Origin of the sequence: Microbacterium sp. STN6 (genome assembly GCF_026410545.1) — a bacterium.
GTDB lineage: Bacteria > Actinomycetota > Actinomycetes > Actinomycetales > Microbacteriaceae > Root112D2.
In genome coordinates, this window is sequence record NZ_JAPMIT010000001.1 from 766,266 (window position 1) to 779,661 (window position 13,396).

The 13,396-nt window shown below is 62.9% G+C and carries 9 protein-coding genes and 3 rRNA genes; 10 read left to right on the top strand and 2 right to left on the bottom strand.

Features of this window, described 5'->3' with window-relative positions:
* Positions 1 to 52 precede the first annotated feature (52 nt).
* Positions 53 to 670, bottom strand: coding sequence for a hypothetical protein (locus OSC27_RS03495; RefSeq protein ID WP_267180019.1), 618 nt, complete (start codon positions 668 to 670; stop codon positions 53 to 55).
* Positions 667 to 1,305, bottom strand: coding sequence for a DNA-binding protein (locus OSC27_RS03500; protein WP_267180020.1), 639 nt, complete (start codon positions 1,303 to 1,305; stop codon positions 667 to 669). The genes OSC27_RS03495 and OSC27_RS03500 overlap by 4 nt, the downstream gene beginning before the upstream one ends.
* Before the next feature lie 131 nt (positions 1,306 to 1,436).
* Here OSC27_RS03500 and tyrS point away from each other — a divergent pair, with 131 nt between their 5' ends.
* The 10 genes from tyrS (at position 1,437) to OSC27_RS03550 (ending at position 13,394) form a co-directional block, all read left to right on the top strand.
* A complete protein-coding gene (gene tyrS, locus OSC27_RS03505; RefSeq protein WP_267180021.1) occupies positions 1,437 to 2,744 on the top strand; it encodes a tyrosine--tRNA ligase in 1,308 nt (435 codons plus the stop codon).
* Positions 2,745 to 3,310: 566 nt separating this feature from the next.
* Positions 3,311 to 4,839: ribosomal RNA gene (locus tag OSC27_RS03510) — 16S ribosomal RNA — on the top strand.
* A gap of 431 nt (positions 4,840 to 5,270) precedes the next feature.
* Positions 5,271 to 8,383 (top strand): 23S ribosomal RNA (locus OSC27_RS03515).
* 134 nt (positions 8,384 to 8,517) lie between these two features.
* A 5S ribosomal RNA gene (gene rrf / locus OSC27_RS03520) occupies positions 8,518 to 8,634 on the top strand.
* The 16S, 23S and 5S rRNA genes sit together here, the layout of an rRNA operon.
* 147 nt (positions 8,635 to 8,781) lie before the next feature.
* Positions 8,782 to 9,486 carry a hypothetical protein gene (locus OSC27_RS03525; protein WP_267180022.1) on the top strand — a complete coding sequence of 235 codons (705 nt, stop codon included), beginning with the start codon at positions 8,782 to 8,784 and terminating at the stop codon, positions 9,484 to 9,486.
* Positions 9,483 to 10,175 (top strand): hypothetical protein, encoded by a 693-nt coding sequence (locus tag OSC27_RS03530; protein WP_267180023.1) that lies wholly within the window; start codon positions 9,483 to 9,485, stop codon positions 10,173 to 10,175. Before OSC27_RS03525 ends, OSC27_RS03530 begins: the two co-directional genes overlap by 4 nt.
* Positions 10,150 to 11,169, top strand: a complete 1,020-nt coding sequence (locus OSC27_RS03535) for an HAD-IIA family hydrolase (protein ID WP_267180024.1) — start codon at positions 10,150 to 10,152, stop codon at positions 11,167 to 11,169. The genes OSC27_RS03530 and OSC27_RS03535 overlap by 26 nt, the downstream gene beginning before the upstream one ends.
* Positions 11,170 to 11,402: 233 nt before the next feature.
* Entirely contained in the window at positions 11,403 to 11,678 is a 276-nt protein-coding gene (locus OSC27_RS03540) for a hypothetical protein (protein WP_267180445.1), read from the top strand.
* Positions 11,671 to 12,471 carry a TlyA family RNA methyltransferase gene (locus tag OSC27_RS03545; RefSeq protein WP_267180025.1) on the top strand — a complete coding sequence of 267 codons (801 nt, stop codon included), beginning with the start codon at positions 11,671 to 11,673 and terminating at the stop codon, positions 12,469 to 12,471. Before OSC27_RS03540 ends, OSC27_RS03545 begins: the two co-directional genes overlap by 8 nt.
* A 5-nt stretch (positions 12,472 to 12,476) precedes the next feature.
* A complete protein-coding gene (locus tag OSC27_RS03550; RefSeq protein WP_267180026.1) occupies positions 12,477 to 13,394 on the top strand; it encodes an NAD kinase in 918 nt (305 codons plus the stop codon).
* The last annotated feature ends 2 nt before the right edge of the window (positions 13,395 to 13,396 follow it).

Consider the following 13,396-nt stretch of genomic DNA (forward strand, 5'->3'; position numbering starts at 1 on the left):
GGGTGCGGATCGCCGGCGGCGGGTGCGGGTCGCCTGCGACGGCTGGCGACGCTCAGCGGTTCGCGAGGAGGAACACGCCGGCGCATGCGCTCGCCCAGATGAGGCTGACGAGCGTGCCGATGATGAAGCGCTCCTTCGCCTCCGGAGCGTTCAGTTCGCTGAAGCGGCCGACGCCCTTGATGGCGATGAGTACGGCAAGCGCGCCGGGGAAGCCGGCCATGAGCGCGCCCGCCGTCGCCAGCCGCTCGAGCAGGCCGATGGTTGTGCCGCCCCGGAGCACCTCATGCGACGCAGACGCATCCGCGCGTACGTCGTGGTCCTGTGCAGCCTGTGGCACGACGATCCCTCCGTGTGCGCCGGCGACGCTGTCGCGCGAGGCCAGTGCGAGCACGAGCTGAACGGCCGGGCCTCCGCCGAGCACCGCGAGCGCGAGCGCGGCGATCCCGATCAGGGCCCCGGCGGCGTCGGGCAGCCGCGGCCCGGGCAGCGCCGCCATGAGAAGGCAGACGCCGAGCGCGCCGGCTGCGGCATACACGAGCCCTCGGCGCGGTCGCCGGAGCGTGAGGGCGATGCAGCAGATGGCGGCCATGACGAGCAGCAGCACGACGGCCCAGTACAGAACCGGCGCGAGGGCCACGAAATGGTACGGATGCGGCGGGTGCACTCTCATGCGCTCTCTCCTCGTCGCGTGGCACGGTCCACGTCTGCCAGCAGCCTAGTCAGCGCGGGGATCGCCGCCGCCTCGATCTTCAGGCCCGCCACCCGCGCTCGCGCATTCGCCGCGGGCGCGCTGATTCCGAGCCGCCTGGCCGCCTCGTTCTGCGGCATTCCCGTCACCATGAGGTCGTAGAGCTCCCAGCCGGCATCCGACCGCCGCGAACGCAGCGCGAGCAGCAGGTTCAGCAGCGCCTCCGTCTCCTGTGCCAGTGCCGACACCGAGTGGTCGTCGCCCGACTCGCTCTGCGCCGCGAGTGCGACGCGCGTCTGGGCTCGCTTGGCCCGAACGACGGCGTCCCTGGCGGCGAAGAACGCCGGCCCGCTCGCCGCACGTGCATTCTCCGGCAGGGGAGTGCGTACCGGCCCGCAGCCGAGCCCCACACTCCATTCGTCGGTGCGCGTGAGTGAGAGCACGATCGACAGAGCGGATGCCGCGTCGCCGCTCACCGCCTGCAGTTCGTCGCCGGCGTTGCGATCCGCGGGCAGCGCGAGCTGCGAGCCGAACTCGTCGTTCAGCATCGAAAGCGTGGGGGCCACGGCATCCGGTCGATTGCGACTGTTCACCTGATCGGCGGTAACGACGAACACGGTGCTCCTCTCATAAAGCCCAGACCATTAATCACCATACCTTAAGCCCACATCATTAATCCACTCCAATAAAGCCCTCAGGCAGAATCTCAGCCCACGATGCTTCCGTGCTCGCTGGTACTGTAACTGTCGTGTCCGACTCGGTGATCCTCTCCGCCCAAGCCAACGACGATTCCTTCGATGACATCTGGGAGGAACTACAGTGGCGGGGCCATGTGCATGTCTCCACCGACCCGGAGGCGCTGCGCGACGCGCTGCGATCGGGTCCTCTCACCTACTACTGCGGCTTCGACCCCACGGCGGCCAGCCTGCATCTCGGCCACCTCGTGCAGCTCATCATCATGCGCCGCCTGCAACTGGCCGGGCATCGGCCGCTCGGCCTTGTCGGCGGCTCTACCGGCCTCATCGGCGATCCCCGTCCGAGCTCGGAGCGCACGCTCAACGAGAAGGCCGTCGTCGCCGGCTGGGTTGAGACCCTGCAGCAGCAGGTCGCTCGCTACCTGAGCTTCGAGGGCGGCAATGCGGCCGTGCTCGTCAACAACCTCGACTGGACCGCCCCGCTCGGCGCCATCGACTTCCTACGTGACATCGGAAAGTACTACCGCGTCGGCACGATGCTGAAGAAAGATGCCGTCAGCGCGCGCCTGAACTCAGAAGCCGGCATCAGCTACACCGAGTTCAGCTACCAGATTCTGCAGGGCCTCGACTTCCTGGAGCTCTACCGCAGCTACGACTGCGTGCTGCAGATCGGCGGAAGTGACCAGTGGGGCAACCTCACGAGCGGAACGGATCTGATCCACCGCGTCGAGGGTCGCTCGGTGCACGCCTTCGGCAGCCCTCTGCTCACGAAGGCCGACGGCACGAAGTTCAGCAAGAGCGAGGGCAGCGCGATCTGGATCGATCCGGACCTCACGAGCCCATACGCGTTCTACCAGTTCTGGATCAACTCCGACGACTCCGAGGTCATCGATCGCCTGAAGATCTTCACGTTCCTCACGCGCCACGAGATCGAGCGACTCGCAGAGTCGGTGCGAACCGAGCCGCGTAAGCGAGAGGCGCAGCGCGTGCTCGCTCGGGAAGTCACCACTCTGGTCCACGGAGTTCGGGCGACGGATGCGGCCCACGCCGCGTCCCTCGCTCTCTTCGGCCAGGGAGACCTCGGCGCACTCGACCCCGCCACGCTCGCCGCCGCGCTCCGGGAGCTGCCGAACACCACCGCCGAGCCCTCGGCCGGCGTCGCGCAGCTGCTGGTGCAGACCGGCCTCACCAAGAGCCTGGGCGAGGCGAGGCGGGCCATCGATCAGGGCGGCGTCTACCTGAACAATGCCACGGTCACGGATGCCGCAACGCCCGTCGGCGAGGGGGCGCTCCCCGGCGACGTAGCTGTCCTGCGCCGCGGCAAGAAGACCCTCGCCGGTGTCTTCATCGCACGTGTCTGAGGGCGACACGCCCGGGATGCAGCGGTGATTTGCACCGCCACGAGGGCGTGCGTAAAGTACTTACTTGTCACCCCAAAGGTGCGGGAAAGCCGAAGAGCTTCCCGGCCTCAAGCGGGACCAATCCAGACCACGATCACCTTTCAATTTGAGAGGCCGATCGAGATGTCTTAGGATAAAAACCCACTCACGAAGCAGTTGATTCGGATTCGAATCGTGCGATGGTCTGTGTCCAATTGTGGACCGGCCGGAATCGATCGAAAACGCCGATTTGACAGGGAAAACGAGGGTGGTAAGGTAGAGAAGTTGCCCCGAGTAGAAAGCCGAGAGGCTGAAAATCGGGAGCGTCCGATCCTTGAGAACTCAACAGCGTGCACAATGTCAAATGCCAAAAACCTCGGCATTGACGACGACTTCGGTCGTTGATTCAATGCGAGATTCCTTTGGATTAGAACAAGAATGTCAGTAGATATTCGAAACTAGTCAGACAAACTCGCAGGGGACCAGGTCGCAAGACCCATCCTCTGCACTAGATGTGCCGGCCGCTTCGGTGGTCGTGCAATCAAACATTTACGGAGAGTTTGATCCTGGCTCAGGACGAACGCTGGCGGCGTGCTTAACACATGCAAGTCGAACGGTGAAAGACGGAGCTTGCTCCTTCTGGATCAGTGGCGAACGGGTGAGTAACACGTGAGTAACCTGCCCTTGACTCTGGGATAAGCGCTGGAAACGGCGTCTAATACCGGATACGACTCTCGGAGGCATCTCCTGAGAGTGGAAAGAATTTCGGTCAAGGATGGACTCGCGGCCTATCAGGTAGTTGGTGAGGTAACGGCTCACCAAGCCGACGACGGGTAGCCGGCCTGAGAGGGTGACCGGCCACACTGGGACTGAGACACGGCCCAGACTCCTACGGGAGGCAGCAGTGGGGAATATTGCACAATGGGCGCAAGCCTGATGCAGCAACGCCGCGTGAGGGACGACGGCCTTCGGGTTGTAAACCTCTTTTAGTAGGGAAGAAGCCTTCGGGTGACGGTACCTGCAGAAAAAGCACCGGCTAACTACGTGCCAGCAGCCGCGGTAATACGTAGGGTGCAAGCGTTGTCCGGAATTATTGGGCGTAAAGAGCTCGTAGGCGGTTTGTCGCGTCTGCTGTGAAAACTGGAGGCTCAACCTCCAGCCTGCAGTGGGTACGGGCAGACTAGAGTGCGGTAGGGGAGATTGGAATTCCTGGTGTAGCGGTGGAATGCGCAGATATCAGGAGGAACACCGATGGCGAAGGCAGATCTCTGGGCCGTAACTGACGCTGAGGAGCGAAAGCGTGGGGAGCGAACAGGATTAGATACCCTGGTAGTCCACGCCGTAAACGTTGGGAACTAGATGTGGGGTCCATTCCACGGATTCCGTGTCGCAGCTAACGCATTAAGTTCCCCGCCTGGGGAGTACGGCCGCAAGGCTAAAACTCAAAGGAATTGACGGGGGCCCGCACAAGCGGCGGAGCATGCGGATTAATTCGATGCAACGCGAAGAACCTTACCAAGGCTTGACATACACGAGAACGCCCTAGAAATAGGGAACTCTTTGGACACTCGTGAACAGGTGGTGCATGGTTGTCGTCAGCTCGTGTCGTGAGATGTTGGGTTAAGTCCCGCAACGAGCGCAACCCTCGTTCTATGTTGCCAGCACGTAATGGTGGGAACTCATAGGAGACTGCCGGGGTCAACTCGGAGGAAGGTGGGGATGACGTCAAATCATCATGCCCCTTATGTCTTGGGCTTCACGCATGCTACAATGGCCGGTACAAAGGGCTGCAATACCGTAAGGTGGAGCGAATCCCAAAAAGCCGGTCTCAGTTCGGATTGAGGTCTGCAACTCGACCTCATGAAGTCGGAGTCGCTAGTAATCGCAGATCAGCAACGCTGCGGTGAATACGTTCCCGGGCCTTGTACACACCGCCCGTCAAGTCATGAAAGTCGGTAACACCCAACGCCGGTGGCCTAACCCGCAAGGGAGGGAGCCGTCTAAGGTGGGATCGGTGATTAGGACTAAGTCGTAACAAGGTAGCCGTACCGGAAGGTGCGGCTGGATCACCTCCTTTCTAAGGAGCAACTGGCACCCTCGGGTGTCCAGGCGCCGGATCTGAGCCAGTGCTTGTCACAACGACAGGCCACGGTCTCAGCCGGTTAGCTCATGGGTGGAACATTGACATTGGTGCGGAGCCGAACGGCTCGAGGTCAGTACGCTCTTCACGAGTTGGAACGCCTCGTTTCACTAGGCATCGCACATGCACGCTGTTGGGTCCTGAGGGACCGGACACCGAGATTCCTCGGTGACTGAACCTCTGGACCTTTTCGTGTCGGCATAATGGCCGGCCGGAATGGTACCGACCGTACTTTGAGAACTACACAGTGGACGCGAGCATCTTAGATCTGAGGCCTTCGGGCTTCGGATCACAAAGATCTAGATTTATATAGATCATTGGTCAATCTTCACCAGGCAACTGGTGACGATCGATTCAAACTCATGTGATTTCAAGTTTCTAAGAGCAAACGGTGGATGCCTTGGCATCTGGAGCCGAAGAAGGACGTAGTAATCTGCGATAAGCCTCGGGGAGCTGATAAACGAGCTTTGATCCGAGGATCTCCGAATGGGGAAACCCCGCTGGGCCCGTAAGGTGACCCAGTGACTCCCGCCTGAATATATAGGGCGGGTAGAGGGAACGTGGGGAAGTGAAACATCTCAGTACCCACAGGAAGAGAAAGCAAAAGCGATTCCGTTAGTAGTGGCGAGCGAAACCGGAAGAGGCTAAACCGATCATGTGTGATAGCCGGCAGGCGTTGCATGGTCGGGGTTGCGGGACTTTTCTGCTGCTTCTGCCGAAGCGCAAGGGTTAGAAAGTTGTATAGACGAATGGCATTGAAAGGCCAGTCACAGAGGGTGCCAACCCCGTAGTCGAAATGCAGCAATCGCCCGAAGAGTATCCCAAGTAGCACGGGGCCCGAGAAATCCCGTGTGAATCTGTCAGGACCACCTGATAAGCCTAAATACTCCCAGATGACCGATAGTGAACAAGTACCGTGAGGGAAAGGTGAAAAGTACCCCGGGAGGGGAGTGAAATAGTACCTGAAACCGTTTGCTTACAAACCGTTGGAGCCTCCTTGTAGGGGTGACAGCGTGCCTTTTGAAGAATGAGCCTGCGAGTTAGCGATATGTGGCGAGGTTAACCCGAGTGGGGTAGCCGTAGCGAAAGCGAGTCTGAATAGGGCGATTCAGTCGCATGTCCTAGACCCGAAGCGAAGTGATCTATCCATGGCCAGGTTGAAGCGACGGTAAGACGTCGTGGAGGACCGAACCCACTTCAGTTGAAAATGGAGGGGATGAGCTGTGGATAGGGGTGAAAGGCCAATCAAACTTCGTGATAGCTGGTTCTCTCCGAAATGCATTTAGGTGCAGCGTTGCGTGTTTCTTGCCGGAGGTAGAGCTACTGGATGGCCGATGGGGCCCAAAAGCTTACTGACGTCAGCCAAACTCCGAATGCCGGTAAGTGAGAGCGCAGCAGTGAGACGGTGGGGGATAAGCTTCATCGTCGAGAGGGAAACAACCCAGATCACCAACTAAGGTCCCTAAGCGCGTGCTAAGTGGGAAAGGATGTGGAGTTGCAGTGACAACCAGGAGGTTGGCTTAGAAGCAGCCACCCTTGAAAGAGTGCGTAATAGCTCACTGGTCAAGTGATTCCGCGCCGACAATGTAACGGGGCTCAAGCACGCCACCGAAGTTGTGGCATTGACATTAGTGGTTGGCCTTCGTGGTCCAGCCGTGTTGATGGGTAGGAGAGCGTCGTGTGGCGAGTGAAGCGGCGGTGTAAACCAGCCGTGGACGCCACACGAGTGAGAATGCAGGCATGAGTAGCGAAAGACGGGTGAGAAACCCGTCCTCCGGAAGACCAAGGGTTCCAGGGCCAGGCTAATCCGCCCTGGGTAAGTCGGGACCTAAGGCGAGGCCGACAGGCGTAGTCGATGGACAACGGGTTGATATTCCCGTACCGGCGAAGAACCGCCCAAGCTAATCCAGTAATGCTAAGAGTCCGAAGCCCTTACTCGAACCCTTCGGGGGGAGAGTTTGGGTCTAGCACTCGACCCTATGCTGGTGCGGCTAGCGTATTAACAGGTGTGACGCAGGAAGGTAGCCGATCCGGGCGATGGTTGTCCCGGTGTAAGGATGTAGGGCGAGAGATAGGCAAATCCGTCTCTCATACAGCCTGAGATCTGATGCATAGTCCTCACGGACGAATTCGGTGATCCTATGCTGCCAAGAAAAGCATCGACGCGAGGTTCTAGCCGCCCGTACCCCAAACCGACTCAGGTGGTCAGGTAGAGAATACTAAGGAGATCGAGAGAATCGTGGTTAAGGAACTCGGCAAAATGCCCCCGTAACTTCGGGAGAAGGGGGGCCTGAGGCGTGTACGGACTTGCTCCGGAAGCGTTTGAAGGCCGCAGAGACCAGTGGGAAGCGACTGTTTACTAAAAACACAGGTCCGTGCCAAGTCGCAAGACGATGTATACGGACTGACGCCTGCCCGGTGCTGGAAGGTTAAGAGGAAGGGTTAGCTTCGGCGAAGCTCAGAATTTAAGCCCCAGTAAACGGCGGTGGTAACTATAACCATCCTAAGGTAGCGAAATTCCTTGTCGGGTAAGTTCCGACCTGCACGAATGGCGTAACGACTTCCCAGCTGTCTCAACCGCGAACTCGGCGAAATTGCACTACGAGTAAAGATGCTCGTTACGCGCAGAAGGACGGAAAGACCCCGTGACCTTTACTACAGCTTGGTATTGGTGTTCGGTGTGGCTTGTGTAGGATAGGTGGGAGACTGTGAAGCTGGCACGCTAGTGTCGGTGGAGTCATTGTTGAAATACCACTCTGGTCACTCTGGATATCTAACTTAGAACCGTGATCCGGTTCAGGGACAGTGCCTGGTGGGTAGTTTAACTGGGGCGGTTGCCTCCCAAAAAGTAACGGAGGCGCCCAAAGGTTCCCTCAACCTGGTTGGCAATCAGGTGGCGAGTGTAAGTGCACAAGGGAGCTTGACTGTGAGACTGACAGGTCGAGCAGGGACGAAAGTCGGGACTAGTGATCCGGCAGTGGCTTGTGGAAGCGCTGTCGCTCAACGGATAAAAGGTACCTCGGGGATAACAGGCTGATCTTGCCCAAGAGTCCATATCGACGGCATGGTTTGGCACCTCGATGTCGGCTCGTCGCATCCTGGGGCTGGAGTAGGTCCCAAGGGTTGGGCTGTTCGCCCATTAAAGCGGTACGCGAGCTGGGTTTAGAACGTCGTGAGACAGTTCGGTCCCTATCCTCTGCGCGCGCAGGAAATTTGAGAGGATCTGACCCTAGTACGAGAGGACCGGGTTGGACGAACCTCTGGTGTGTCAGTTGTTCCGCCAGGAGCACCGCTGATTAGCTACGTTCGGGATGGATAACCGCTGAAAGCATCTAAGCGGGAAGCCGGCCTCAAGATGAGATTTCCACGCCTTCGGGCGAGAGGCTCCCAGCTAGACTACTGGGTTGATAGGCAGGATGTGGAAGCGAGGACTAAAGACTCGTGCAGCTGACCTGTACTAATAAGCCGATAACTTGATAACACTTTCTATATGAATGCTTGCGTCCACTTTGTGGTTCTCGATGTACGGTCGAGAACCGAGAAACCGCTGGTCGGTTTGCGTTTCGGCGCAGACAACGACCCGGTTGCTCGTTCACTTTGATACATCAATAGTGTTTCGGCGGCCATAGCGAGAGGGAAACGCCCGGTCACATTCCGAACCCGGAAGCTAAGACTCTCTGCGCCGATGGTACTGCAAGGGGGACCTTGTGGGAGAGTAGGACACCGCCGGACTTCTTTGTGAAATGGCCACCCATCGCTGGGTGGCCATTTTGCGTTAACGCGTTACTGATTCGCCAGGAAGAGGGGAAGCCATCGTGAGCGATTCTTCGTCGGACGATCGCGAGTCGGATCACGGCCGGAACCGGAGCGGTCGGGGCGGTGGCGAGGGCGCTCGACGGAGCACGCCTCGCGGAGAGGACGCTCGACGGAGCACGCCTCGCGGAGAGGGCGGCCGAGACGAGCGCCGACGGCCCGGTGACAGCGACCGCAAGCCGCGCGATGGTGATTCCGGTCGCGGTTCATCCGATCGACGTGCTGCACCTCGTCGAGACAGGGATGCGCGACCGGCGCGCGACGGGGACGGCCCAAGGCGCGATGGGGACGGTCCAAGGCGCGACGGTGACGGTGCCAGGCGCGACGGACAGGATCGACGTGGCCGGGGTGAGCAGGGACCGTCCGGACGTGACGGCGAACGTGGCGGCAAACAGCACAGCGAACGCTCCGGGCGCCCGAGCCGGGAGCGGGGCCAGGGCGCTGCGGGTGAGGGGCGCTCCGGTTATCCGCGGCCGGCAGAGGGACGGCCATCGAGCGGCCGATCGAGTGGCGCGAGCCAGAGGTCTTCCGGCGGCACGGCGCGTTTTGGTGCTCCGCGCTCGGGGAGCGGTCGTGCACCCTCCGGCAATCGGGGCGGCCGCGATGGCGCTCGTGGTGGCGATCGTCTGTGGACTCGTGGGGGAGCGCCGGCGCGAGGTGACCGTGATGCGCGCGATGCCGAACGCCAATTCACCGAAGAGGAGTTGCGTGCCCGCTCGCTGCGTTCCGTGCGCCCTCGGCACGAGGATCCCGAACTCCCGGAGGATGTGACGGCGCGCGACCTCGACAAGGTCGCTCGTGCGGAGCTGAAGACGCTGAGCAAGGATAACGCCGACGAGGTCGCGAAGCACCTGGTCATGGTGGGACGCCTGATCGACGAGGATCCGTCCCTGGCGCACCGGCACGCCCTTTCAGCAGAGCGACGCGCCGGGCGGGTGGCGGTCGTGCGCGAGACGCTCGCAATAACCGCCTACGCGATCGGTGATTTTGCACTCGCGCTGCGCGAGTTGCGCACCTACCGCCGCATTTCAGGATCGGATGACCAGGTACCTCTCATGGTCGACAGCGAGCGGGGAGTGGGCAGGCCAGACCGAGCCCTGGAGCTCGGCCGATCCGTCGATCGTGACGCCCTGCCCAATCCGGTACAGGTATCGCTCGCGATCGCAATGTCCGGTGCCCGGCTCGATCTCGGGCAGCCGGATGCCGCGCTCGCCGAACTGGAGATACCGCAACTCGACCCCGAGCGTGCGTTCTCGTACAGTCCTGATCTCTTCCGTGCATATGCGGAAGTGCTCGCGGAGCTGGGCAGAGCAGACGCCGCCGCCGAATGGATGCTGCGCGCGGAGCGTGCGGATGACGCCCTCGATGCGGCCGACGACAGCGGGCTCGACGAGACGGTCGAGGTCATCGAGGAGGAGATTTCGGAGGACGGCGATGGCCCTGCGACGCCGGGCAACTGACGACACGTCGACGCCGCTTGACGGCGTCGACGTCATCCTTGCCGACCTTGACGGAGTCGTATACCGCGGAGAGCATGCGATAGCGCATGCCGTCGAGAGCCTCAACGCGGCGTCACGGTCGGCGCGGGTCGGCTACCTGACAAACAACGCGTCGCGAACCGACACGGCCGTCGCTACGCACCTGAGCGATCTCGGGTTGACGGTTGCTCCGGCCGACGTGGTGACCTCGCCTCAGGCCGCGATGCGGCTGCTGGCGAGGCGCGTCGAGCCGGGCGCGACGGTGCTCGTGGTAGGCGGCGATGGGCTCGTCGACGAGCTGACCAAGGCGGGGTACGGGGTGACGCGATCCGCGGACGACGGACCGGCTGCCGTCGTGCAGGGGTTCTCGAAGGATGTCGGCTGGCGCGACCTCGCGGAGGCGTCGTTCGCGCTCGGCAGCGACGCAGACATGCCCTGGATTGCGACGAACACCGACTGGACGCTTCCGGTCGAGCGGGGGCTGGCGCCGGGAAATGGCACGCTCGTCTCGGCCGTGCACAGCGCGGTCGGGCGGCTGCCGGAGGTGGCGGGCAAGCCGGAGACGCCCATCTTCGACGCCGCCACGGAACGGTTCGCGGCGCGGCATCCGCTCTTCATTGGAGACCGGCTCGACACCGACATTCTCGGGGCGAACCGAGCAGGCATGGACTCGCTGATGGTGCTCACCGGCGTCGACCACGCCAAGCAGCTGATCGCCGTGGACCGGAACAGTCGGCCGACGTTCATCGTGGAGGATCTGCGGGGGTTGCACGAGGCGTACCCGAAGACGGTCTTCAGCCGCGATCGGCGGTCGGCGACCGTGCGCAACGCGACCGTGCGCGTCGCCGGGAATCTCGTCGAAATCGTGAAGGACGGGGACTCGAGCATCGATCTGCTTCGCGCGGCCTGCGCCGCGATCTGGGAGAGCGGACAGGCCATCTACGCGCTTGACGTGCCGGAGCGCCTGTACACGTGACGGCAGGGTGCGGGGCGGTCGAGTTCGAGCGCGCCGTCGCTGCATACGTCTCGACGCATATGGTGCGCGCACGGGATGCCGGCGACGACGGCGAGATGGTGTGGTTCGCCACAGGTGCGCCCCACGATGAGCTGAACGCCGTGCTGCGGCTTTGCGCCGGAGGGTCAGAGAGGTGCAGCGTTTCAGGCGGCAGGCGTGAGGATGCGTGCGAAGCGAGTGGGTAGGCTGTGCGTGTGGCAGAGATCGAGCGCGACGAGATCGGGCGGGATGTCCGCGCGCCCGAGCCGCAGGGCGCGGTTCAGGACGGCGCGGGTTCAGATGGCGCGGTTCCGGATGGCGCGGTTCCTGCCGGCGCAGGCCAGGATCGCACGGTCGATGGCGCCCTGCTCTCCCGCCTGCCGCTGATCGAGGAGCAGCCGCTCGACGGGCGTGCCGAGGCGTACGCGCAGCTGCACGAAGAGCTGCGGTCGCGGCTCGAGGGCGGAGACCTCTCGAAGCGGCATGGCTGACGCGCGCCTCGACGTCGCCCTCGCCGAGCGCGGCCTTGCGCGGTCCCGCACGCATGCGGCGCGACTCATCGCCGACGGCGTTGTGAGTGTCGACGGCCGCGCGGCGACTCGCGCGTCCATGCGCGTCGCCGACGACGCGATGGTGGAGATTGCGGCACGCGACCACTACGTGAGCCGGGCCGCGCACAAGCTGATTGCGGCGCTCGACGCATTCCACGTGGATGTCGCGGGGCGCCTCGCCATGGACGTCGGCTCGTCGACGGGCGGCTTCAGCCAGGTACTGCTTGAGCGCGGGGCCGAGCGCGTGATCGCGCTCGACGTGGGCCACGACCAGCTCGCGCCCGAACTCGCCTCGGAGCCGCGGCTTAGCCCCTTCGAAGGGGTCAACGCCCGCTATCTCACGGCCCAGATGCTGGCGTCGCTCACGGGGAGTGACGAGCGGCCCACCCTCGTCGTCGCGGATCTCTCCTTCATCTCGTTGCGGCAGGTGATTCCGGCCCTCGTGGCGACGGCAGCGGCCGGCGCCCAGTTCGTGCTGCTCGTGAAGCCCCAGTTCGAAGTGGGGCGGAGCAGCATCCGCGAAGGAGTCGTTCATGACGCGGGGCTGCGAGCGGATGCCGTGGCGGGCGTGCTGTGGGCGGCGCACGACGCGGGGCTGAAGACGTGCGGCGTCATCTCCTCCCCAATCGTGGGTTCCAACGGGAATCATGAGTATCTCGTGCTGCTCGACGCGGCGCATGGGACGAATCCGACAGAATGGTTGCAGCAGATCACGGCGATGGTGGGAAGGTGACGGCGATGGCAGCAGCGGCCCGATACATCCTGGTCGTCGCGCACACAGGTCGTGACGACACGATCGCGGCGGGCATCAGAGTCTGCCGGCAGCTGTTGGAGGCGGGTGCAACGCCCGTGCTGAGCGTCGACGAGCATCGCGATCTGCTCGCCGCGCAGCCGGATCTCGGTTCGCTGGCGGTGCTCGGCGTCGACGTCGAGGCAGAGGCGCTTGAGCTCGTGATCGTGCTCGGCGGCGACGGCACCATTCTGCGCGCGGCCGAGATGGTGCGCGGCTGCCAGGCGCCGCTGCTCGGGGTGAACCTGGGCCACGTCGGGTTCCTCGCCGAGAGCGAGCGCGACGATCTTGCCGAGGCCGTGCGCCGCGGGCTGGATCGCGACTACGAGGTCGAGGAGCGCATGACGCTCTGGGTGCGCGTGAAGGTCGGCAGCGAGGTCATCTACGAGAGCTGGGCGCTGAACGAGGCGACCGTCGAGAAGGCGAGCCGCGAGCGGATGCTGGAGGTCGTCATCGAGGTCGACGGCCGGCCGCTCTCCAGCTTCGGCTGCGACGGCGTCGTCATGTCGACGCCGACGGGTTCGACCGCGTATTCGTTCTCCGCCGGCGGTCCCGTGGTGTGGCCGGGGCTCGAGGCGATGCTGCTGGTGCCGCTGAGCGCGCACGCGCTGTTCGCCAGGCCACTCGTAGTCGACGCCGGCTCGTCGCTCGCGGTCGAGGTGCTCGAGCGAACCGACTCGAACGGCATTCTGTGGTGCGATGGCCGGCGCGCGCACGACCTGCCGGGAGGCGCACGAGTGGTCGTGCGGCGCTCGCCGGTGCCTGTTCGGCTCGCGCGCCTGCACCGCGGCGCTTTCACCGACCGGCTCGTGCGCAAGTTCAGCCTGCCCGTCACGGGATGGCGCGGGCCGGCGGGGCGGGAGTAGCC

Coding starts and splice junctions, on each gene's coding strand:
- OSC27_RS03550 (WP_267180026.1), top strand. CDS start 12,477: ATGGCAGCAGCGGCCCGATACATCCTGGTCGTCGCGCACACAGGTCGT.
- OSC27_RS03495 (WP_267180019.1), bottom strand. CDS start 670: ATGAGAGTGCACCCGCCGCATCCGTACCATTTCGTGGCCCTCGCGCCG.
- OSC27_RS03535 (WP_267180024.1), top strand. CDS start 10,150: ATGGCCCTGCGACGCCGGGCAACTGACGACACGTCGACGCCGCTTGAC.
- OSC27_RS03545 (WP_267180025.1), top strand. CDS start 11,671: ATGGCTGACGCGCGCCTCGACGTCGCCCTCGCCGAGCGCGGCCTTGCG.